Annotated in this window: 24 protein-coding genes; 14 read left to right on the top strand and 10 right to left on the bottom strand. The window is 38.1% G+C overall.

What is annotated here, in order from left to right; translation table 11 throughout:
* Window positions 1-32: 32 nt before the first annotated feature.
* Both AC00Y6_RS06520 and AC00Y6_RS06525 read right to left on the bottom strand, forming a co-directional pair.
* Complete coding sequence (locus AC00Y6_RS06520; RefSeq protein ID WP_474489802.1) at window positions 33-911, bottom strand: polyphosphate kinase 2 family protein; 879 nt, start codon at window positions 909-911, stop codon at window positions 33-35.
* Between the two features lie 69 nt (window positions 912-980).
* Window positions 981-1,463: a DUF1573 domain-containing protein gene (locus AC00Y6_RS06525; RefSeq protein WP_474489803.1), complete on the bottom strand. Its 483-nt coding sequence runs from the start codon at window positions 1,461-1,463 to the stop codon at window positions 981-983.
* Between the two features lie 121 nt (window positions 1,464-1,584).
* On the opposite strand from AC00Y6_RS06525, the gene AC00Y6_RS06530 reads away from it, so the two are divergent.
* The 7 genes from AC00Y6_RS06530 to AC00Y6_RS06560 all read left to right on the top strand — a co-directional run bounded on the left by AC00Y6_RS06530 (window position 1,585) and on the right by AC00Y6_RS06560 (window position 9,566).
* Window positions 1,585-4,203: a valine--tRNA ligase gene (locus AC00Y6_RS06530; protein ID WP_474489804.1), complete on the top strand. Its 2,619-nt coding sequence runs from the start codon at window positions 1,585-1,587 to the stop codon at window positions 4,201-4,203.
* A 135-nt stretch (window positions 4,204-4,338) separates the two neighbouring features.
* A complete protein-coding gene (locus AC00Y6_RS06535; protein ID WP_474489805.1) occupies window positions 4,339-4,983 on the top strand; it encodes a DUF4241 domain-containing protein in 645 nt (214 codons plus the stop codon).
* Window positions 4,984-5,001: 18 nt separating this feature from the next.
* Entirely contained in the window at window positions 5,002-5,892 is an 891-nt protein-coding gene (locus tag AC00Y6_RS06540) for a ribokinase (RefSeq protein WP_474489806.1), read from the top strand.
* Between the two features lie 88 nt (window positions 5,893-5,980).
* Complete coding sequence (locus AC00Y6_RS06545; protein ID WP_474489807.1) at window positions 5,981-6,823, top strand: alpha/beta hydrolase family protein; 843 nt, start codon at window positions 5,981-5,983, stop codon at window positions 6,821-6,823.
* Window positions 6,820-7,464, top strand: coding sequence for an HD domain-containing protein (locus AC00Y6_RS06550; RefSeq protein WP_474489808.1), 645 nt, complete (start codon window positions 6,820-6,822; stop codon window positions 7,462-7,464). Before AC00Y6_RS06545 ends, AC00Y6_RS06550 begins: the two co-directional genes overlap by 4 nt.
* Before the next feature lie 27 nt (window positions 7,465-7,491).
* The gene (locus AC00Y6_RS06555; protein WP_474489809.1) at window positions 7,492-8,079 is read left to right on the top strand and encodes a hypothetical protein; all 588 of its coding nucleotides are present in this window, start codon (window positions 7,492-7,494) and stop codon (window positions 8,077-8,079) included.
* A gap of 197 nt (window positions 8,080-8,276) precedes the next feature.
* Entirely contained in the window at window positions 8,277-9,566 is a 1,290-nt protein-coding gene (locus AC00Y6_RS06560; RefSeq protein ID WP_474489810.1) for an aldehyde dehydrogenase family protein, read from the top strand.
* Window positions 9,567-9,624: 58 nt separating this feature from the next.
* Here the strand turns inward: AC00Y6_RS06560 and AC00Y6_RS06565 are convergent, their stop codons facing one another.
* Entirely contained in the window at window positions 9,625-9,915 is a 291-nt protein-coding gene (locus AC00Y6_RS06565) for a putative quinol monooxygenase (RefSeq protein WP_474489811.1), read from the bottom strand.
* 121 nt (window positions 9,916-10,036) lie between these two features.
* Between AC00Y6_RS06565 and AC00Y6_RS06570 the strand changes: the two genes are divergently transcribed.
* Complete coding sequence (locus AC00Y6_RS06570; RefSeq protein ID WP_474489812.1) at window positions 10,037-11,368, top strand: dihydrolipoamide acetyltransferase family protein; 1,332 nt, start codon at window positions 10,037-10,039, stop codon at window positions 11,366-11,368.
* Between the two features lie 32 nt (window positions 11,369-11,400).
* Here the strand turns inward: AC00Y6_RS06570 and AC00Y6_RS06575 are convergent, their stop codons facing one another.
* Window positions 11,401-12,396: a glycosyltransferase family 2 protein gene (locus AC00Y6_RS06575; RefSeq protein ID WP_474489813.1), complete on the bottom strand. Its 996-nt coding sequence runs from the start codon at window positions 12,394-12,396 to the stop codon at window positions 11,401-11,403.
* A 58-nt stretch (window positions 12,397-12,454) separates the two neighbouring features.
* Window positions 12,455-13,615 carry a THUMP domain-containing class I SAM-dependent RNA methyltransferase gene (locus tag AC00Y6_RS06580; protein WP_474489814.1) on the bottom strand — a complete coding sequence of 387 codons (1,161 nt, stop codon included), beginning with the start codon at window positions 13,613-13,615 and terminating at the stop codon, window positions 12,455-12,457.
* A 71-nt stretch (window positions 13,616-13,686) separates the two neighbouring features.
* Here AC00Y6_RS06580 and AC00Y6_RS06585 point away from each other — a divergent pair, with 71 nt between their 5' ends.
* From AC00Y6_RS06585 to AC00Y6_RS06610, 6 genes are read left to right on the top strand one after another with little or no spacing between them, the layout of a single operon-like run.
* Window positions 13,687-14,457 carry an SAM-dependent methyltransferase gene (locus AC00Y6_RS06585; protein WP_474489815.1) on the top strand — a complete coding sequence of 257 codons (771 nt, stop codon included), beginning with the start codon at window positions 13,687-13,689 and terminating at the stop codon, window positions 14,455-14,457.
* 20 nt (window positions 14,458-14,477) lie between these two features.
* Window positions 14,478-15,170 (top strand): ZIP family metal transporter, encoded by a 693-nt coding sequence (locus AC00Y6_RS06590; protein ID WP_474489816.1) that lies wholly within the window; start codon window positions 14,478-14,480, stop codon window positions 15,168-15,170.
* Window positions 15,171-15,226: 56 nt separating this feature from the next.
* Window positions 15,227-15,595: a bacillithiol system redox-active protein YtxJ gene (gene ytxJ, locus AC00Y6_RS06595; RefSeq protein WP_474489817.1), complete on the top strand. Its 369-nt coding sequence runs from the start codon at window positions 15,227-15,229 to the stop codon at window positions 15,593-15,595.
* Window positions 15,596-15,612: 17 nt separating this feature from the next.
* On the top strand, window positions 15,613-16,206 hold the full coding sequence (locus AC00Y6_RS06600) for a Crp/Fnr family transcriptional regulator (RefSeq protein ID WP_474489818.1): 594 nt from the start codon (window positions 15,613-15,615) through the stop codon (window positions 16,204-16,206).
* Window positions 16,196-16,738, top strand: coding sequence for a thermonuclease family protein (locus tag AC00Y6_RS06605; RefSeq protein WP_474489819.1), 543 nt, complete (start codon window positions 16,196-16,198; stop codon window positions 16,736-16,738). The genes AC00Y6_RS06600 and AC00Y6_RS06605 overlap by 11 nt, the downstream gene beginning before the upstream one ends.
* Complete coding sequence (locus AC00Y6_RS06610) at window positions 16,704-17,150, top strand: GNAT family N-acetyltransferase (RefSeq protein WP_474489820.1); 447 nt, start codon at window positions 16,704-16,706, stop codon at window positions 17,148-17,150. Before AC00Y6_RS06605 ends, AC00Y6_RS06610 begins: the two co-directional genes overlap by 35 nt.
* Here the strand turns inward: AC00Y6_RS06610 and AC00Y6_RS06615 are convergent.
* The 5 genes from AC00Y6_RS06615 to AC00Y6_RS06635 all read right to left on the bottom strand — a co-directional run bounded on the left by AC00Y6_RS06615 (window position 17,140) and on the right by AC00Y6_RS06635 (window position 20,229).
* On the bottom strand, window positions 17,140-17,745 hold the full coding sequence (locus tag AC00Y6_RS06615; protein WP_474489821.1) for an HAD family hydrolase: 606 nt from the start codon (window positions 17,743-17,745) through the stop codon (window positions 17,140-17,142). The two genes, AC00Y6_RS06610 and AC00Y6_RS06615, sit on opposite strands and share 11 nt — an antisense overlap.
* A 58-nt stretch (window positions 17,746-17,803) precedes the next feature.
* On the bottom strand, window positions 17,804-18,817 hold the full coding sequence (locus AC00Y6_RS06620; RefSeq protein WP_474489822.1) for an adenosine deaminase: 1,014 nt from the start codon (window positions 18,815-18,817) through the stop codon (window positions 17,804-17,806).
* A gap of 77 nt (window positions 18,818-18,894) precedes the next feature.
* Entirely contained in the window at window positions 18,895-19,143 is a 249-nt protein-coding gene (locus AC00Y6_RS06625; protein ID WP_474489823.1) for a DUF6952 family protein, read from the bottom strand.
* Window positions 19,144-19,205: 62 nt separating this feature from the next.
* The gene (locus AC00Y6_RS06630) at window positions 19,206-19,517 is read right to left on the bottom strand and encodes a thioredoxin family protein (protein ID WP_474489824.1); all 312 of its coding nucleotides are present in this window, start codon (window positions 19,515-19,517) and stop codon (window positions 19,206-19,208) included.
* Between the two features lie 79 nt (window positions 19,518-19,596).
* On the bottom strand, window positions 19,597-20,229 hold the full coding sequence (locus AC00Y6_RS06635; protein ID WP_474489825.1) for a peroxiredoxin: 633 nt from the start codon (window positions 20,227-20,229) through the stop codon (window positions 19,597-19,599).
* Window positions 20,230-20,387: the final 158 nt, after the last annotated feature.

Below are 20,387 nucleotides of genomic sequence, written 5' to 3' on the forward strand. Positions count from 1 at the left end.
AAATTGACAAATGAAAGGGTAATAATAATATTTTATTTTTCGTTTTCCAGCTTTCGCTTAGACTCTTTTAACGCGTCTTTATCCTTACCTGAGAGTTCTGGAAATTTTAAATCCATTTCTTCCAATTTATCAATAATTATTTGGATGGCGGCGACTCTGGTAAACCATTTATGATCTGCCGGTATAACAAACCATGGCGCGTAATCTGTTGAAGTTTCTTTGATGGCATCTTCGTAAACTTTCATATAATCGTCCCAAAAACCACGTTCGGTAATATCGGCGGCAGAAAATTTCCAATTTTTATCATCTTCGTCAATTCTATCCAAAAAACGTTGTTTTTGCTCTTTTTTGGAAACATTCAAGAAGATTTTAATGATTTTTGTGCCATTGTTAGCAAGATGCTTTTCAAAATTGCGGATGCTCTCGTATCGGTTTTTCCAAAATTGTTTATCAAATTGTTTGACATCGGTCCATACTTTTTCGCTCAAGTTATATTCTGGGTGAACTTTGCAGACCAAAACACTTTCGTAATGAGAACGGTTAAAAATCCCGATTTTGCCTTTCTCCGGAAGAGCTAGATAATGGCGCCAGAGGAAATCGTGGGCATATTCTCTTGTACTGGGCGTTTTAAAACTTCTCACCTCGCAGCCCTGTGGGTTAACACCACTGAAAACATGCTCTACCAAACTATCTTTTCCCGCTGCATCCATAGCCTGAATAATAATAAGTAGAGATTGGCCGCTGTCTGCATAGAGTTTTTCTTGCAATAGATATAGTTTTTGTTTCTCTATGTTTAACAAGGTTTTTGCTTCCTCTTTGCTAAGATTTCCTTTGTAGCAGGTATCATGATTTTTGAGTTCAAATTTTGAATGGTCTTTAATTAAAAAATCGTCTGAAAAATTATAATCCATGATGTAAGTTATTAAGTAAAAAAAAACCGTTCCGGAAAAGGAACGGTTCTAAAATTACAAATTCTAGTACTATTTTGCAAGTTCAGCTTTTTGAGCAGCTACTTCTTTTTTTACCGCTTTTTTTGCACGAGAGGCTTTACTGTCAGCTGGCGTCAACGTCAATTTGGCTTCTTGGTTTTCACCTTTAAGATCTTCTACATTACCTTTGATGTAAAGTACAGATCTGCTGTTTTGAGGATCATTTGAAAATACCTCGATTACCCTATTGAAAGAACCTTTGATACCTGTATTGTATCCAACTTTGATTTGGGCAGTTTTACCTGGTAAAATAGGATCTGTGCTAAATTCAGGCGTTGTACAACCGCATGAAGCTTTTACTTCGTTCAAAATTAATGGTTTGTCACCCGTGTTTTTCACATTGAAAAAGCGGTGTCCGTCAGAGCCTGGTTTTATAACTCCGTAATCAAAAGTTGTTTTGTCAAAAGATATGGTTTGTGCAGATGCGAGTGCAAAAGCACCTGTCATAAATAATCCTGCAAGAATCTTTTTCATATTAATATTGTTTAAATTTTTAAAATTAAAGTTCAAAGTTATAAATAATTTAAATAAGTGCTGTTAGATTTTTCACATTATGTTATTTTTGCAGATTACAAGCTAAAAAAAATATCTTAAGATGCAGATTGCAGACAAATATAATCCTCAAGAAACAGAAAAAAAATGGTACGACTTCTGGCTGGAAAACCAATTTTTCCATTCTACGCCGGATGATAGGCCACCTTATACCATTGTTATCCCACCACCAAATGTAACGGGGATTCTTCACATGGGGCATATGCTGAACAATACTATTCAGGATGTGTTGGTAAGGCGTGCAAGGATGCAGGGCTTCAACGCTTGTTGGGTTCCTGGGACAGATCACGCATCTATTGCCACCGAAGCCAAAGTTGTAGCCAAATTGAAATCCGAAGGGATTAATAAAAAAGATATTTCGCGCGAAGAATTTTTAAAACATGCCTGGGAATGGACCGATAAATACGGCGGAACCATTCTTGAGCAACTGAAAAAATTAGGCTGCTCTTGCGATTGGGATAGGACTAGATTCACGATGGAAGAAAATCTCTCTAAATCGGTAATTAAAGTTTTTGTAGACCTATATAATAAAGGTCTGATCTATCGTGGTTACAAAGTTATAAATTGGGATCCCGAGGCTAAAACCAATATCTCTGACGAAGAAGTCATCTTCAAAGAGCAAAACGGAAAATTATATTATTTAAAATATAAAATAGAAGGTTCAGAAGACTATCTTACTGTCGCAACCACACGTCCCGAAACAATTTTTGGCGATGTTGCTGTTTGCGTCAACCCAAATGACGAGCGTTATCAGCAGTTGAAGGGTAAAAATGTAATTGTCCCTATTGTTAACCGAGTAGTTCCAATTATCGAGGATGATTATGTGGATATTGAGTTTGGGACAGGTGCTTTGAAAATCACACCGGCGCACGACATCAACGATTACGAAATCGGGCAAAAACATAACCTGCAAATCATCGACTCTATGGATGATGATGCGGTTCTTAATGAGCACGCAATGCATTATGCCGGGAAAGACCGTTTTACTGTAAGAAAAGAAATTGCCAAAGAATTGCAGGAGAAAGACTTGCTCTTGAAAGCGGAAGATTATGTGAATAAAGTGGGAACGTCTGAAAGGACAGGGGCGGTTATCGAACCAAAAATTTCTGTACAATGGTTCCTGAAAATGTCAGAACTGGCCAAACCTGCTTTGGATGTGGTGATGGATGACACGATCAAATTCCATCCGGAGAAATTCAAAAATACCTACCGCCACTGGATGGAGAATGTCCACGACTGGAACATTTCCCGTCAACTTTGGTGGGGACAGCAGATTCCGGCATATTATTACGGAAACGGCGAAAATGATTTTGTAGTCGCCGAAAATATTGAAGAAGCGCTGAAATTAGCACAGGAAAAAACTTCCAACTTCCAACTTCAAGCTTCTGACCTTAAACAAGACGAAGATGCGCTAGATACTTGGTTCTCCTCGTGGCTGTGGCCAATGTCGGTTTTCGAAGGGATTTTGGAGCCGGAAAATAAAGATATTAATTATTATTATCCAACATCGGATTTGGTTACAGGCCCGGATATTATCTTTTTCTGGGTTGCCCGGATGATAATGGCAGGACTGGAATACAGAAAAGATGTCCCTTTCAAAAACGTTTATTTTACGGGGATTGTGCGTGATAAGCAAAGGCGGAAAATGTCAAAATCGCTTGGTAATTCGCCAGATCCAATTGAGTTGATCGAAAAATATGGCGCCGATGGCGTTCGTGTTGGGATTCTGTTGAGTTCCGCGGCCGGAAACGACTTATTGTTTGACGAAGAACTGATGTTGCAGGGACGTAACTTTGCCACCAAAATCTGGAATGCCTACAAACTGATCCAAGGCTGGAAACGCGATGGTAATATCAAAGAGAAAGAATCCGACATACAAACCATCAACTGGTTTGGGGAGCAACTCAACAAAACCATTATTGATATAGAAGATCAATTCTCAAAATTCAGGATTTCTGATGCGTTGCATTTGGTTTACAAATTAATTTGGGACGACTTCTGTTCCTGGTATTTGGAGGCCGTTAAACCCAACTTTGGAGAAGCGATTAGCGAAGATGTTTATCAAAAAACCATTGCTTATTTTGAAGAATTAATGAAGTTGCTGCATCCATTTGCACCATTTTTATCAGAAGAACTGTATCAGAATATTTCGGAAAGAAGAATTGACGAAGCCTTGATTATTGCTCAGCAGAAAAAGGCCGATTCTTTTGATGAAGTTGTAATCAAAGAATTTGATTTTGCAAAAGAAGTCATTTCCGGAGTTAGGAATTATCGTCAGTCCAAAGGGATTTCGCCAAGGGAAGAGGTTGATGTTTTTACCAACGTTGCTGACATAAAAAATGCGGATGTTGCCCAAAAACTGGCTAATATTTCCGAAATCCATTATAATCAAAAAACCGATAAGCCAAGTTTCACCTTCTTGGTTGGTGCTAATGAATTTTCGATTCCGTTGAGTGAAAACCTTGACCTGGAAGAAGAAAAAGCTAAAACCGAAGAGGAAATCAAATATCTGAAAGGCTTTCTGACCTCTGTAGATAAAAAATTATCCAACGAGAAATTTGTAGCCAATGCTAAGCCGGAAGTAGTTGACAATGAGCGTAAAAAACAAAAAGATGCTCAGGATAAAATTGCGCTTCTGGAAGAAAAATTGAAATCGCTTTAAAACAAAAATCAACCACAAAAGCCAATATTGAAAACAGAGCTTTTAAAAGAACAAAAAGCAAAATGCAATCTTTTTTGAACTTCGATTTTCTTAAAAACAAAGACAATTTTGTGACTTTTGTGGTTAAAACAAAAAATGCAACATCTCGAAAATATTAAAAAACTATTCTCCAAAAACTTCGTGGAAAATCCCTTGCTGGAAACCTACGAAGCTGGGAGCATCCATATTTCTTCAGGAAAAATTGTGGCGAGTGATCCTTTGATTTCACCGGATCATTCGGCTTTTACACAGGTTTTTCCCAAAGGTGACTTTCCCATTTTCATTCACAAAGAAAGGGATTCCAACTGTATTGCTTACGCCGAGATTGTTTTCGATAAAACCAAAACAGCAGAAAAATGGGCATTGGCTCTGTGTGATAACCAAAACCCAAAAGACCTGAAAGAAGGCGAGGTTTTTGGCTATCTTGTAGAATCCGGGATGGGAAGCTTTATGGACAAAGATGCACAGACAGCCCTTAACAAGCTGGAGCAAGAATTGTTTCATAAAAAAGGAGCTGATTTTTTAGGGATTTATGAAGAATTTTTCCACGCTTATTTCTTTGATGAAAAAGGTGCGATTGACCAATACGCTTTTCTGATACCTTACGATAAAAAAGATGAGAATATTATTGCTTTTGAAACCGGTTATGGAGAGGGGTTTTATGCCAGTTATATCGGTTATTCCGAAGATAATCAGCCTATTAAATTAATTTCGGAATTTATAGAAATTGGTTCGGATTAATTGATTACTTTAGTCGGAATGAAACTCAGTCGTATCAAACCACAGATCGTTGTTGTAGGAAGTTCATCCATAGACTTGGTGCTGAAAGCTTCTAAGATTCCAACTGCCAATGAGACGGTGCTTGCCACCAGCCTTCAGAGCTTTTTGGGAGGAAAAGGAGCCAACCAAGCCATCGCGACGTCGCGCCTTGGCGCGCACACCTCTTTGATCAGCCGTGTGGGTATGGATCCTTATGGGCAGCAGGTTCTTAGAAATCTTTATGAAGAAGAAGTGAACGTGGCTTATGTGGTAGAAGATGAGGAGGAATCTACCGGAACGGCCTATGTAACCGCTTCTGATGAAGGTAATGCGATTACCGTAGTTCCTGCGGCTAATTACAATTTATCTGCCAAAGATATTGATGAAGCCGAAAAATTTCTAATCCATGCAGACCTGATTCTCACCCAATTGGAGATTCCTTCGGAAACGGTAGAATATCTTTTCAAAAAAGCTAAAAAACTTAACAAAAAGATTGGGATTTATGCAGCACCTGGTCGCGCGATTTCCGACGAAATCATCAGCTATGCCAGTTTCATTGTGGCAAAAAGTACAGATCTAGAAGTTATTTTTGGAGGCAAAGATCATAAAGAGATCATCAAACAGTTGCCCAACAAATTGTTTGTAAGAGATGGTGCCAACAGTACCAGCTATTTTGATGGCAACGAGATGAAATATTTCCGCAAAGTGCCTAAAACCGAAGCACACAGCATGGGCTTGGGTGATGCCTTCACATCAGGGTTTTCCATTGCGCTGCTGCATGGTAATTCTATCGAAGATTGTGTGAAATTTGGGAATGATGTGGCACTAAAAGCTGCAGATTACCGAGGGTCACAAAAAGGGTTGCCTTATCTCTCCGATTTTAAATATTAGTATTTCCTGCATACTGAAAAATGATGCTGTTAAGAACTGGATTGTTATTTTTATAAGATTAACGACGCCACGCAGCGAAGATTAAGTTATGAAAGCTATCAGTATAACAACGGCAGACCAGTATAAATTATCCGCACATATTTTTGAACCCGAAAATCCTCAGCAGAAAATAGTATTGATTAATTCTGCAACAGGTGTCAGGCAGCAGATCTATTTTTCGTTGGCTCAATATTTTTCAGAGCATGGTTTTACGGTGATTACCTACGATTATCGAGGCATAGGTCAATCCAAACCTCGTAAGATGAAAGGTTTTTCTGCCTCTATGAAACTTTGGGGAAATACAGATTATCGGGCGGTAACAGAATTTATAAAAATAAAGTTCAAAGGTTACAGGAAGTTTTGTCTTGGCCATTCGGTAGGCGCTTTGATATTGGGATTAAACCCTGATTCAGTGATGTTTGATGAATTCATATTCGTGGGGACTCAAAATGCTTTTGTGGGAAACCTTAAACTGAGAACCCGGCTGGAGGCTTATTTGGGATTTGGCTTGGCTCAGCCTTTGACAACGTCGCTATTAGGCTATTTCCCGGCCAACTGGTTTGGTTTGGGAGAGAGTTTGCCTGCCGGAAGTGCTTTTGACTGGCGCACATTAATCCTCAATAAAAAATCAACGAACAGATTGCTGGAGGAATCCCCGGATTTTTCCAGGGAACTGCATCAAAAAGTGTTGGTGTTGTGGGCAGAAGATGACAGTTGGGTGACGGAAAAGGGCGTAAAATCTCTGTTGAAAAACACATACCCGAACCTAAAACCTTTCTACAGACTAATAAAAACATCCGAGTCTGATCAAAAAGAAATTGGGCATATCAATTTTTTCAGAAGTTATAACAAAAAACTCTGGAATATTATTTTAAAAGAATTAGAACAATGAATATTATCAGTAATACCATAGAATTTGTAAAAGAAAAATTAAAAGGTGCAGAAGCCGGGCATGACTGGTTTCATATAGAACGCGTCTGGAAACTAAGCCTTTATCTGCAGGAAAGGGAAGGTGGTGATCTGCAAATCATTCAACTAGCCGCACTTTTGCATGATATTGCAGATCCAAAATTTCATAACGGTGATGAAACTTTAGCTTCAAAAATCGTTAGAGAATTTCTTACGCAACAGCAGGTAGATCTGCAAGTGATTGACAAAGTTATTTTTATCATCGAAAATATGTCTTTCAAAAACCGTAATGATGCACCAAAGGAACTTCCGTTGGAACTCAAAATTGTGCAGGATGCCGACCGGTTGGATGCTATTGGAGCAATTGGTATTGCAAGGACTTTCAACTTTGGAGGTTACAAAAATAACCTGATGTATGATCCTGATATCCAGCCAAAACTAAATCAAACTAAAGAAGAATACAAAAAATCGAACGGGACCACCATCAATCATTTTTATGAAAAATTATTGCTTCTTAAAGATCTCATCAATACCCAAACAGCTGCACACATTGCGGAAGAAAGACATCAGCTGATGCTCAACTTTTTGGATGAATTTTACAAAGAGTGGAATGTCTCGCTGTAATTGCTCAGAAACTGTTATCTTTGTTTTATGATCATTGTTCTGCTCTTTATTTTACTTCTTGTAGCACTTATTTTATATGGTTTCCGTTCACAGAAAAAGCAGCTGTGGAACAAAATCATCAGATCTGTCATCACTATTTCTGCAGCGGCATATTTTACGTTTTGGTTTGTAGAAAAAAGTTTATCTCAGTTTTTGGAGAACTCTTTGGCCGTACAGGTTATCAATTATCTCCCTCAGCCTGTTGACTTCTACATTATTCGTATTCAGGATGGTGCCGATGCTACTAAATACAGTTCAAAACATGTAGGGCAGATTCGGCCGGATTTTTACCGTATTGAGTATCTTAATATGCAAAAATCCAATGAATTTTGGGTGGCTGGTTATATTGGTAAAAATAAACTAATCTATTTTTCTCAGATTGCAGTGCCAAATAAAAATGAGGATAAAATAATTGAGGTAAGAAATTATATCAACCACAGTCTTAAGTTGTCTGCTATCGCAACAGACAAAGTTGCAGAACTTAAATATGACAATATCAAACTCAGCATTTGGGTAACGCTCGATTTATTACTTATATTCCTAAATGGTGTTTTGCTTTTCCGAGGGCGAAAATAGTTTCTATCCTGAATTTGATTTCTTAGCCAATCCGAATTTTTAAGATGATTCTGATTTCACTATTTTATTATTGATAAAATTTGATAGAATAATTTGAAAATAATATAAATCAATTTTTCAATTTTAAGTCTCCTTTTGTACCTTTATAACTTAATTCATGGTACAATTCATGCTACCGAATAATAAATATTATTACAATGGACTTATCAACTAGTATTAATTCTGCGCAGCAAACCTTTAGGGAGTGGAAGATAAAATCCTTTACAGATCGACAAAAATTATTATCAGTATTGGCTGATGTTTTGGAAGAAAGCAAGGAGGAGTATGCCAAGCTGATTACTACGGAAATGAATAAACCTATTTCCCAGTCCATCGCAGAAATAGAAAAAAGTGCCGGAATGATTCGCTATTACGCCAATGCTGAGAATGTATTAAAACCAGAAAAAATTCATACGGAATATAACCTGAGCGAGGTGCATTATGATGCATTGGGGATTATCTTGGGCGTTATGCCTTGGAATTTCCCCTTCTGGCAGGTTTTGCGTTTTGCTATTCCTGCGATATTAGCAGGCAATGTTGTTTTGCTGAAACATGCCTCAATTTGTTTTGGCAGTGGCGATGAGATTGAGAAAGCTTTTCTAAAAGCAGGATTTCCACAATTTATTTTCCAGAATTTGAGAATTGGCCATGAAGATATCAAAACGATCCTTGAAAATCCGTTGGTAAGAGGGGTGAGCCTTACAGGTAGCGAAAAAGCTGGTGCTAGTGTGGCTTCTTTGGCCGGAAAAAATATCAAAAAATCTGTGTTAGAACTTGGTGGCAGTGATGCATTCATAGTTTTAGACGATGCGGATCTTGCAAAAGCGGCTAAAGATGGTTCTGCGGCAAAACTTCAAAATACCGGGCAGGTTTGCAATGCGGCCAAACGCTTTATCGTTCATAAGGCTATTGAAAAGGAATTTGTACCTCAATTTATAGAAGCGTACAAAGCTTATCAGCCTGGTGATCCTTTGCTGAAAGAAACCAAATTGGGGAAAATGGCAAGGCCGGATTTGGCCGATGAACTGGAAAATCAGTATAAAAAAGCACAGCAATATGATGCAGAAATCATTCTTCCTCTTGAAAGAATTGACGAAAGCACTTTCCGCCCTGGCATTATTAGCGTGAAAGCAGGAAATCCGATTTTAAATGAAGAACTTTTTGGTCCCTTAGCAATTTTGATGATTGGTAAAGATGATGATGAAATCCTGAAACTGGCCAACGACATCCCTTTTGGGTTAGGCAATGCAGTTTGGACCAAAGATCAAGCGAGGGCTCAGTTTTTTATCGATAATCTGGAGTCTGGAACTGTTTCCGTTAACAAATCTACCAGTTCTGATGTTAGGCTGCCATTTGGAGGAGCCAAATCTTCTGGCTACGGTGTAGAATTGTCTTTACATGCGATTAAAGAATTTACACAAATCAAAACCGTGGTTGGGAATATTTGATTCTGATGACTTAAGGAAATAAAAAAGTCGGAGAATAATTTATTCTCCGACTTTTTTATTAAAACAATTGATTACCAACATATACTTTATTAGGGCTGTCCAGTAATGGAGCAATATTATCACGAAATACCAGCATGTGGTCAGAAGTCTGATGGATATGAAGATCTTCATTACTTTCCCAAGTTTCATGTAAGAAAAATACACCTTTGTTCCGGTGATCTTCGTAGACGTTGTATTGAATGCAGCCCTTTTCTTTTCGGGTTTCGATTACCAGTTTTTTAAGGATTTCTATAGCATCCATAATGTAATTTTCTTTGATATGGATGATAGCACTGAGATAAATGGTCATAATTAAAGTCTAAAATTGAAATATCAAATTTAGAAAAAATCGCGGTTAAAAATTAAAAAATTCAGAATTATATAATTAATAAAAAAAAATGTATTTTTGGAGAAATTCAAAAAAGCAAAAAATGGCAGAATACAAACTCTTGCTCCCAAGTATGGGCGAAGGCGTCATGGAAGCAACAATCATCGGCTGGCTGTTTAAAGAAGGTGACTTTATAAAAGAAGAAGAATCTGTAGTAGAAATTGCTACGGATAAAGTGGATTCAGATGTTCCTACACCTGTATCGGGGAAAATTGTCAGGATTCTCAAGCAGAAAGATGAGATTGCCGCAGTTGGCGAACCTATTGCCATTTTGGAAACTGATTCTGCAGAAAATACAGAAGATCTACAACCGAAGTCTTATAACGAAGTTCAGGAGCAAATTCCACAACCGGAACAGGAAGTGATGGAAACCCTGCAGCAACCGTTGGCTGATGCTCCAAGTCCTGTAAGCAATGATAATCAAGAACTGTATCTTTCGCCTCTTGTAAAATCTATCGTTCAGGAAGAAAACATCAGCGATGATGAACTGAAAACCATCCAAGGAACTGGTGCAGACGGAAGGATTACCAAAGAAGATATCCTGAAATTTGTACAAAACAGATCCGAAAATATAACATCGCAACCAACACCGCAATCAACAGTTGTTTCTATGCCAGCACAGGCACTAGTTACGGCCGCTCCTGCAAAACCACTAAGTGTGAGTGAGGGTGACGAAATCATCCAGATGGACAGAATGAGAAAGCTGATTGCCGATAATATGGTAAGAAGCAAGCAGGTTTCCCCACACGTTACATCTTTCATCGAAGCCGATGTAACCAACGTAGTAGAGTGGCGAAACAAAAATAAAAACGCTTACCAGAAAAGGGAAGGCGAAAAATTGACTTATATGCCGATTTTTATCCGTGCAGTGGTTAAAGCCATTCAGGATTTCCCAATGATTAATGTTTCTGTGGACGGCGACAGGATTATCAAAAAGAAAAGCATCAATATCGGGATGGCAACAGCTTTGCCGGATGGCAACCTGATTGTCCCAGTGATAAAAAATGCCGATCAGCTCAGCCTTTCCGGTTTAACAAAAGCGATTAACGACCTGGCTTACAGGGCCCGAAATAAAAAGCTAACGCCTGCCGATACGCAAGGCGCAACCTATACCATTTCGAACGTGGGGACTTTTGGTAACCTGATGGGTACACCTATCATCCCACAGCCGCAGGTAGCGATATTGGCGGTTGGCGCTATCGTTAAAAAGCCGGCAGTTCTGGAGACAGAATATGGTGATGTGATTGCCATTCGTCAGAAGATGTTTATGTCACATTCTTATGACCACAGGGTTGTAGACGGATCTTTGGGAGGCATGTTCCTGAAACATGTCAACGATTATTTAGAGAATTGGGACATCAATACAGAAATATAAATTAAAGCCTCGGATTTCGGGGGCTTAATTTTTTAATGAAAATGCGTTGGGAAAGCTTCCCTTGGCGTTTTTTTAAGGATGTTGAGTAAGAACCAGGATTTCAAAAAGCCATAACCGTAAGAAAACATCTGGATGTAGGTGGCTATAATAGCCATTGCAGCAATACTGATATTCTTAGTAACCGTCAGAGCATGGAAAAATAAGAGAAAAGTGTAAAGTCCGTAAAGGGCCAAGATCAATCCATTACCCCAAAACAGGTAATGAATCACGCCAATGCAATAGCCAAGAAGAAAAAGACTTGGAAACCAAAATGTTGGCTTCACATACTTGGGATGCCTTTGGTTAAGAATGGGGCGCGCACATCCGAACTGATAAACCTGTTTTGAGAACTTTCCAAAATCTGTCCTACGCTTATGATAAACGCCTATTTTATCAAAAAACCGTGTGCTGTAACCATGTTCCCATAAGGTCATCGAGAGATCCGGATCTTCACCAATTCGCATTTCGGAGAAACCACCAATTTTAAGAAAAGTTTCTTTGTTCACACCCATGTTAAAACTCCTGGGCTGGAATTTAGTCACCGCATTTTTATTTCCCCGGATGCCACCCGTGGTAAAAACCGAGGTCATAGAGTAGGAGATTGCTTTTTGCATCAGGTTAAAACCTTTGTGAGCTTTATCTGCACCACCAAAAGCATCACAGGGATTTTCTATAAGGTCTTTTTTGATGTTTTCGATATAATCTTTCTCCACAATCACGTCAGAATCTACAAAAACCAACCAGTCATTCTTAGCTCTTTCTGCGCCGTAATTCCTGCTCAGTCCTGGCCCAGAGTTGGATTTTTTGAAATACTGAATATCAAGCATCTCCCTGAATGTATCTACCGTAGGCAAAAGATTGATCTTGGAACCGTCATCTACAATTATGACTTCAAAATCTTTATCTGTCTGATGTGATAATGAACTCAAAAGCTCGAATAATTCGTCTTTTCTGTTAAATATGGCGATAATGATGGAGATGGTTATCATTTCAGTTGATCGAATTTTTCTTTGAATCTTAATATTGTTACTGTATAATATTTAAATTTTAATCCTTGTTTTTATGAACTTTCTTCGTCCCGTCATACATTTCGTATTGCAAAAACCGGGTTTCCAGTTTCCCGTTGAAAAGCTTGATTTTTCGTGAAGGCCTTAATCCGATTTTCTTAGGCGCATCAAGATCGGCAGAGATGAGCCAGGCCAAAGTGTTAGGGTAGTGTTGTTTGAAAGTATCGCCAATTTTTTTGTAGAAATCATCGTCGTTGATGGAGATTCTCTCGTCATAAGGCGGGTTAAACACGATGAGCAATGGGAACATATCTTTTTCTGAATCAAAGAAATTCTGCTTTTTAACTTCGATAACATCTTCCATTTCGGCAGATTCTATATTAATTCTTGCTGCGTTCAAAGCTCGCGAATCGATGTCGTAGCCAACAATTTTGCCTGTAAATTCCTTAACCCTATTGATTCGGAATTCCTTTATTTTTTGGAATAATTCATCGTCATAATTTTTCCAGTTTTGGAAGGCAAATCCTCTCCTGAAAATCTGTGCCGGCAAATCCAACGCTATCATGGCTGCTTCTATTAACAAAGTTCCCGAACCGCACATAGGATCCAGAAAATTCCCTTTGCCATCCCAGCCCGCCAGTTGCAACATGCCGCTTGCCAATACTTCATTAATCGGCGCAACAGTTTGCTCTTTCCTGTAACCGCGTTTGAAAAGCGGATCACCGGAGCTGTCCATAGAAATGGTTACCAGTTCCCGGTCGATATGAAGATGGAATTTGATGTCGGGATTATCTTTGTTAACGCTGGGTCTGATGTTGTGCTTGTCTTGGAAATAGTCTACAATCGCATCTTTCATTTTCAGGGTCATAAACTGAGAATGGCTGAATCTCTCCGAATTAACCGTCGCATCAATGGCAAATGACTGGTGTTTTTCCAAAAACTGATCCCATTCAAATTTGAATAGTTTATCGTAGAATTTGGTTTCGTTAAAAGCCTTGAACTCCATAATCGGAACAATGATTTTGAGAGCTGTCCTGCAGGAATAGTTAAGTTTGTAAAGAAAACCGAGATCGCCTTCGCAGGTAACTGCGCGGTTTTTAGCTTCTACTTTTTTACCACCAAGTTTCTTAACTTCTTCCGCCAAAACGTTTTCTAAACCGAAAAATGTTTTGATCTGTATCTGCAGATTGTCTGTATTCATGCTGCAAAGATAAGAGATTATTGGATCATAGATTGTGGACTTTCTAATTTCAGGGAAATCTCCTGTCTGCAATGGCCTTGTCTCACGTCTATTTTCACTATTTTTGCAGTATGCAATGGTTCGAAGAATGGTTTGATACCCCTTATTATCATATTTTATACAACAACCACGATTATCAGGAAGCTGAGAACTTTCTGGATCTCTTAACGGCTTTTCTTAAACTTAATCCCCATTCCAAAATTATTGATTTGGCTTGTGGTAAAGGGCGTCATTCAGTTTATTTGAATAAACTGGGCTATCAGGTTTTGGGTCTTGACTTGTCTAAACAAAGCATCACTTATGACCAGCAATTTGAGAATGATACGTTAAAGTTTCAGGTGCATGATATGCGCAATAGAATAGAAACAGAACCTGTGGATGCGGTTTTTAACCTTTTCACAAGTTTTGGGTATTTTGAAACGGAGGAGGAAGATAAAAGTGTTTTTCGGTCTGTCGCAGAAGCGCTTAAGCCGGATGGTTATTTTGTTCTGGATTTCCTGAATGCAGAATTTGTCAAAAACGCAATTGTGCCCCATAGTTCTGTTAATAAAGGTAATATTGATTTCAATATCAAAAAACATATCGAAAATGACTATGTGGTGAAAGAAATTGATTTTGAGGACAAAGGTCAAAAATTTCATTTTTTTGAACGGGTAAAACTTACCTCGCCAGAAAAAATTCTGCAATATGCCCATGAATTCGGTTTTGAATTGGTAAAACGTTGGGGCAATTACCAGTTAGGAGATTTTGAAAGCCAAAGTTCTCAGCGTTGTATTAATTTGTTCAGAAAAAAAATTAAATAGGGAAAATAAAAGTCAATCAAATGATCATTGTTTTATTAATTTTAAGTGTCCTAATCGGTGTATTTCTTGGTAAATATTTGGGAAGCAAACAGCAATTTGCCAAAAATCTTTTGATCCTGAGTGCCGGCTTTCTAATTACGATTTGTATTAATGAAGTTTTTCCCGAGGTTTACGCTTCAGATAACCATAATATTGGGATATACGTTATATTAGGTGTTCTGATACAGATGCTCTTGGAAAATCTTACCAAAGGCTTTGAGCATGGCCATCTACATCATCATTCCGATGACCATTCCATCATTCCTGTGGCCTTAATTGCCGGGCTTTTCGTACATGCTTTTATAGAAGGGATTCCGTTGTCGCATGAGAAACAGTTGCTCTCCCCTTATTTATTAGGTATTCTCTTTCATAATATTCCGATTTCATTTGTTTTGGGAAGTTTCTTGGCACACAGCAAAAATTTTTCACCTAAGTTTTGGTTGATTGTGATGACGTTTGCCTTGGCTTCACCGCTTGGGATGCTTTTGGGTAAATATTTTGACGAGAATCTCAAAGTTTATTTTCTGGCTGTTGTTGGCGGCATTTTCCTACATATTTCCTCAGTTATAATTTTTGAAAGCAACAAAAACCATAAGATGGATTGGCAAAAAATCATTTTGGTTATTTGTGGGGTTTCTCTGGCATTATTTGGCCATTTGTTGCACCATCACTAATCAAGATTATACTGATTTATCAATAAAAATTTAATAAATTTATCCAAAAAGTTGTTATGGGATTTTTAGGCCAGATTTTCGGTAAAAAAGAAACGGAGGACTCAACTGATAAACTTTGGAAACAGATCACTTCGGTTAAGGATCTAGACGAGGCTGTTGCCGAATCTTATCACCGGAAAGTGTTTGTTTTCAAGCATTCCACGAGGTGTTTTATTAGCAAAACAGTTCTCAGAAATTTTGAAAACGAGATGAAAGATTCTGGTCACGATTATGCTTATTATTTTCTGGATCTCTTGGCTCATCGGGATATTTCAAACCATATTGCTGAGCGTTTTGGCGTAGAACATCAGAGCCCCCAGTTGATTGTTTTGCAAGATGGTAAGGTGGTTCACCATGCGTCGCATCAGAGTATTAGCCTAGATTAATTTCAATTCTTGTAACTATGGCATATCAGAATTTCAATAAGCATCTTTCCCAAATCCTTGGCGTTCCGGTGGATAAAGCAGAGTTTTGCTCAACATTTTATGAGGTCAAAGATTTTAAAAAGAACGAAATTATCTTGCGCGAAGGTGAAATCTCAGATAGTACTTTTTTTGTAGAAAAAGGGCTGTTGAGGATGTATTCTATTGATAAATTGGGCAAAGAACACGTAATACAGTTTGCCCCTGAAGGTTGGATTATCTCGGACACTACTAGCCAACTGCTGAATGAAAAATCCCGTTTTTATATAGAAGCGGTGGAGGAGAGCACTGTCATTATTATAAGGAAAGGTTTTTTTGAAGATTTATCCAGATTTTACCCAGAAGTGACGGAGAAAAATCAGCAACTGATGTTTAACCATATCAAAAACCTGCAAAACAGGGTGAATGCGCTTATCAGCAGCACGGCAGAAGAGCGTTATTTGGATTTTATTAAGAAATACCCCAACCTTATGTTGAGAGTACCGCAATGGATGGTAGCCTCTTACCTTGGCATCACGCCGGAAAGCCTTAGCCGCGTAAGAAAAGAGTTAGCAAAAAAGAAGTTTGAGATCTAATTATTTTTTTAAGTCGGTTACGTTTTTTTTAATTCTGATCTTCCCATTGATTCGTGGTCAGTCAACTGAGAAACTCACTAACAAGACATTTTCTGCACAAGTCATTGGTATATCAGATGGCGATACGATGGAGGTTTTGTATGAGAAAAATCCATTAAAAATCAGGCTTGCCCATATCGATGCGCCAGAGAAAAAAGGAAGCCAGCCTTTCGGGAACAATGCTAAACAGGCACTTTCAGCACTTTGTTTTGGGAGGTATGTCACTGTAATTGGTGGGAGAAATGACCGTTATCATCGTTTGATTGCCGTTATTATCAACGATAAAAATCAAAATATCAATAAAGAGATGCTAAAGCTCGGCATGGCTTGGCATTATAAAAAATATTCTCAAGATGCCGATTATGCCCAACTAGAGAATCAAGCCCGCCGAAAAAGAATAGGATTGTGGCTTGATAAAAATCCCATAGAGCCTTGGCTGTGGAGAAAATTAAAAAAGAATGAATCACAATATTTTAAAAGCAGAGTTAGCTGACATCCCCGCACTTTGTACCATGATGCGCGATTTTTACGCCATCGATAATTATCCTTTTGATAATCAAATGACGACTAATAATTTTAAACAGTTTATTGAAAATCCAGCTTCTGGATCGTGTTTTAAAATTATGTTCGAAGGACAAATTGCCGGTTATATTATTCTTGCAAAATATTTCAGTTTTGAGTTTGGAGGCGAAATCCTTTTTTTGGATGAATTGTACGTAAAGCCCGAATTTCAAGGGAAATCTCTGGGGAAATTAGCGCTTGAATTTGTCAAATCCTATTCGGTTGAACATCAATACAAAGTCGTGATGCTTGAAATAGAAAACCATAATGCCAGAGCCAAAAAACTCTATGAACATTATGGTTTTCAAAATCATAAAAGAAGCCTGATGATCCTTAAAAATTAAGGCCAAGCTGTCTTAATTCTTTACCCAAATCTGTGTCTGGCAATATATGCACGGTTTCAAAACCTAATGATTTTGCCGTGTCAATGTTCTTGGCGTTATCATCGATGAAAACCGACTCCTCGGGTTGTATTTGGTAGCGGCTGATTAACACATCAAAGATTTCTCGGCCTGGTTTGATTAGTTTTTCTGTGCCCGAAACAACGATTTTTCCTTCAAATAATTTGAAAAAATCATAATGTTTCAATGCATATGGGAACGTTTCTGCAGACCAGTTGGTCAATCCGTATAATTGATAATGCCCATCCAGCTCTCGAAGGACTTCTACGTTTTTCGGAATATCGCTTTTTAGCATTGTAGCCCAGTTATCATAGTAGGCACGGATCTCTTTTTCCCAATCTGGGTGTTGTTTTACAAGGATTTCTGTCCCTTCGGCAAGGCTTCTTCCGCGGTCTTGTTCGGCGTTCCATTCATCTTTGGCAATGTTTTTCAGGAACCATTCCATTTTTTCGTCATCATTAAAATAAGTCCTGAAAAAATAACGCGGATTCCAATCCATAAGGACACCACCAAAGTCAAATACAATATTCTTTATCATTGTTTTCTGTTTCTTAGTCTAAAATTTTTTAGAATTAATACCTCAATTTTATTTCTGATTATGAGAACTGATATCCAGATGCTACTTTATCAACCTTTTGCAAGTAACTCTTTTTCTGCTCTTCATTAGCAAAAGAATGGCTGAATCCGTTCTTTACCAAAGTGATAATGTCTTCTTCGGATAAATCCAATGCTTTTTGTACAGCAATAAAATTGGCGTTTATATAACCACCAAAATAAGCCGGGTCATCTGAATTCACGGTCGCTTTGATACCTTTGTCTAATAATTTTTTCAAAGGGTGGTTAGTCATCACATCAGTATTCCTAAGGGCTAAGTTTGATAATGGGCAAACTGTAAGAGCCAAATCTTTTTTGACAATTTCCTGAACCAATTTTTCGTCTTCCAGACAGCGGTTACCATGGTCTATCCTTACTATTTTCAGGATGTCGATAGCTTCGCGGATGTATTCTGCCGGACCTTCTTCACCGGCATGTGCCACAGGCAGGTAACCTTCATTTACAGAAGCCTCGAAGACCTTTTTGAACTTCGATGGTGGGTTTCCCATTTCTGAGGAATCCAAGCCAACTGCTGTAATCAAATCTTTGTAGGGCAGTGATTGTTTCAGCGTTTCGAAAGCGGATTCTTCGGATAAATGGCGCAAGTAGCTCATGATAAACAGGGAAGTGATACCCCATTTTTCATAGGCATCTTTTCTTGATTTTTGCAATCCGCAGATAATGGTTTCAAAAGCGATTCCGCGCTCTGTATGTGTTTGCGGATCAAACATAATCTCCGTATGAATCACATTGTTTTCGTAGCATTTTTCATAATAAGCCATCGACAAATCATAAAAATCTTGTTCATGAATTAGCACACCGGCCCCAGCATAGTAAATGTCCAAAAAATCCTGCAGGCAAGAGAAACGGTATGCATTCCGAACCTCGTCAACCGTTTTATAAGGAATATTGATTTGGTTTCTCCGGGCGATCTCAAACATCAGTTCGGGTTCAAAACTACCCTCAATATGGAGGTGGAGTTCTGCCTTTGGAAGGGCTTTTATAAAATTCTGCATAAGTCTCTTTGTTCAAAAATAAAAAAAAGGCTTCAAAAATCCCTTTCCAAAGCCTTTTTATTAACAAAAATTAATTGTTATTTATCTATCGAGCCCATCACCTTGTGTGCAAATGAGTTCAAAGCATCTTTCTCGCTCATGCCATTTTTGACATTGTTATGCACCTCCAGCGCACCACAGATGTTAGTCATAAGTTCCCCGGCAACGTTGATATCTTCTTCAGACACATTTCGGAACTCGGAAAAGCTTTCCAATACTTCCAGCGTTGCTTCTAGGTTTTCGGGTGATTGGTTTTGATAGAGTTGTCTTATAATTGGTAATTTCATTTTTAATAAATTTAGAAATTAGGAGGATTAATAAATTAAGAAATTTCTAAAATCCCGACGTTTTAATTTTTTAATTCGCAAAAAAGCGTATTAAGGCTATCTGCCTGATTGGTCTGAACCTGATTTTTAAGGTTGCCGCCTTCAAATGCTGCAAAAGTTGGCAAGTTATCTACTGTGGCCAGCTTTCTGCTTTCCGGTAATTTTTCGGCATCTACATAATAAAAAGGAATATCCTCATTTTCAGCAGCCAGTTTTTTGAATTTTGGCTTCATAATTCTGCAGTTACCGCACCAGCTGGCACCATACTGCACCATCACCTTATCGTTTTGGCTGATGATCTGTTGTAAGTTATCTTCTGTAAGTTCTGTGTACATTATAATACTTTTTTAAATGAAAATTGAAGGATTAGCCGACAGTCTGTATGAGCTGTCAGCTAATTCAACCAATTTATAATTAGTGTTTTGCAAGGTAATCTGCAACGCCTTTTCTGTCGGCATTCATTGCATCTTTACCTTCTTCCCAGTTGGCAGGGCAAACTTCACCATGTTTTTGAACGTGCGTGTAAGCATCTATTAATCTTAAGTATTCTTTCACATTTCTACCAAGAGGCATGTCGTTTACAGACTCGTGGAAGATTTTACCGGTTTCATCAATCAGGTAAGTCGCTCTGTAAGTTACGTTGGAACCTGTTAAAATTTCGTTACCTTCTTCATCATACTCAAGATCTTGGTCTACAATCCCAAGGATGTTGGCCAATTGTCTGTGCGTATCTGCAAGGATTGGATAAGTAACACCTTCAATACCACCGTTGTCTTTTGGTGTGTTTAACCATGCGAAGTGCACTTCGTTGGTATCACAAGATGCACCGATAACGATTGTGTTTCTTGATTTGAAATCTTCCAAAGCCTCCTGAAAAGCATGTAATTCTGTAGGGCAAACAAAAGTAAAATCTTTTGGGTACCAGAACAATAATACTTTTTGCTCGTTGTTTACAGCTTCTTCAAAAATGTTGATTCTAAGATCATCGCCCATTTCGCTCATCGCATCAATTGCAACATTTGGGAATAATTTTCCTACTAATGACATAATATTTAAGTTTTAATGTGTTTAAATTTCTTGTACAAAAGTAGTAAGATTTTGTTAATTGAAAAACAAATATTGATTTATAAAATCTATTAAGATGAAAGATTAATATTTGATTCTGATAATATTATTGCAAGCCAATATATTATACATAAAAAAAC

It is taken from the genome of Epilithonimonas sp. (genome assembly GCF_056329745.1).

Bases quoted from the DNA above. Each gene is read 5' to 3' on its own strand.
- AC00Y6_RS06580 (WP_474489814.1), bottom strand. From the start codon at position 13,615: ATGAATACAGACAATCTGCAGATACAGATCAAAACATTTTTCGGTTTA.
- AC00Y6_RS06600 (WP_474489818.1), top strand. From the start codon at position 15,613: ATGGCATATCAGAATTTCAATAAGCATCTTTCCCAAATCCTTGGCGTT.
- AC00Y6_RS06530 (WP_474489804.1), top strand. From the start codon at position 1,585: ATGCAGATTGCAGACAAATATAATCCTCAAGAAACAGAAAAAAAATGG.
- AC00Y6_RS06545 (WP_474489807.1), top strand. From the start codon at position 5,981: ATGAAAGCTATCAGTATAACAACGGCAGACCAGTATAAATTATCCGCA.
- ytxJ (WP_474489817.1), top strand. From the start codon at position 15,227: ATGGGATTTTTAGGCCAGATTTTCGGTAAAAAAGAAACGGAGGACTCA.
- AC00Y6_RS06570 (WP_474489812.1), top strand. From the start codon at position 10,037: ATGGCAGAATACAAACTCTTGCTCCCAAGTATGGGCGAAGGCGTCATG.
- AC00Y6_RS06520 (WP_474489802.1), bottom strand. From the start codon at position 911: ATGGATTATAATTTTTCAGACGATTTTTTAATTAAAGACCATTCAAAA.
- AC00Y6_RS06560 (WP_474489810.1), top strand. From the start codon at position 8,277: ATGGACTTATCAACTAGTATTAATTCTGCGCAGCAAACCTTTAGGGAG.
- AC00Y6_RS06550 (WP_474489808.1), top strand. From the start codon at position 6,820: ATGAATATTATCAGTAATACCATAGAATTTGTAAAAGAAAAATTAAAA.
- AC00Y6_RS06590 (WP_474489816.1), top strand. From the start codon at position 14,478: ATGATCATTGTTTTATTAATTTTAAGTGTCCTAATCGGTGTATTTCTT.
- AC00Y6_RS06540 (WP_474489806.1), top strand. From the start codon at position 5,002: ATGAAACTCAGTCGTATCAAACCACAGATCGTTGTTGTAGGAAGTTCA.
- AC00Y6_RS06625 (WP_474489823.1), bottom strand. From the start codon at position 19,143: ATGAAATTACCAATTATAAGACAACTCTATCAAAACCAATCACCCGAA.
- AC00Y6_RS06555 (WP_474489809.1), top strand. From the start codon at position 7,492: ATGATCATTGTTCTGCTCTTTATTTTACTTCTTGTAGCACTTATTTTA.
- AC00Y6_RS06635 (WP_474489825.1), bottom strand. From the start codon at position 20,229: ATGTCATTAGTAGGAAAATTATTCCCAAATGTTGCAATTGATGCGATG.
- AC00Y6_RS06630 (WP_474489824.1), bottom strand. From the start codon at position 19,517: ATGTACACAGAACTTACAGAAGATAACTTACAACAGATCATCAGCCAA.
- AC00Y6_RS06565 (WP_474489811.1), bottom strand. From the start codon at position 9,915: ATGACCATTTATCTCAGTGCTATCATCCATATCAAAGAAAATTACATT.
- AC00Y6_RS06525 (WP_474489803.1), bottom strand. From the start codon at position 1,463: ATGAAAAAGATTCTTGCAGGATTATTTATGACAGGTGCTTTTGCACTC.
- AC00Y6_RS06535 (WP_474489805.1), top strand. From the start codon at position 4,339: ATGCAACATCTCGAAAATATTAAAAAACTATTCTCCAAAAACTTCGTG.
- AC00Y6_RS06615 (WP_474489821.1), bottom strand. From the start codon at position 17,745: ATGATAAAGAATATTGTATTTGACTTTGGTGGTGTCCTTATGGATTGG.
- AC00Y6_RS06585 (WP_474489815.1), top strand. From the start codon at position 13,687: ATGGCCTTGTCTCACGTCTATTTTCACTATTTTTGCAGTATGCAATGG.
- AC00Y6_RS06575 (WP_474489813.1), bottom strand. From the start codon at position 12,396: ATGATAACCATCTCCATCATTATCGCCATATTTAACAGAAAAGACGAA.
- AC00Y6_RS06620 (WP_474489822.1), bottom strand. From the start codon at position 18,817: ATGCAGAATTTTATAAAAGCCCTTCCAAAGGCAGAACTCCACCTCCAT.
- AC00Y6_RS06610 (WP_474489820.1), top strand. From the start codon at position 16,704: ATGAATCACAATATTTTAAAAGCAGAGTTAGCTGACATCCCCGCACTT.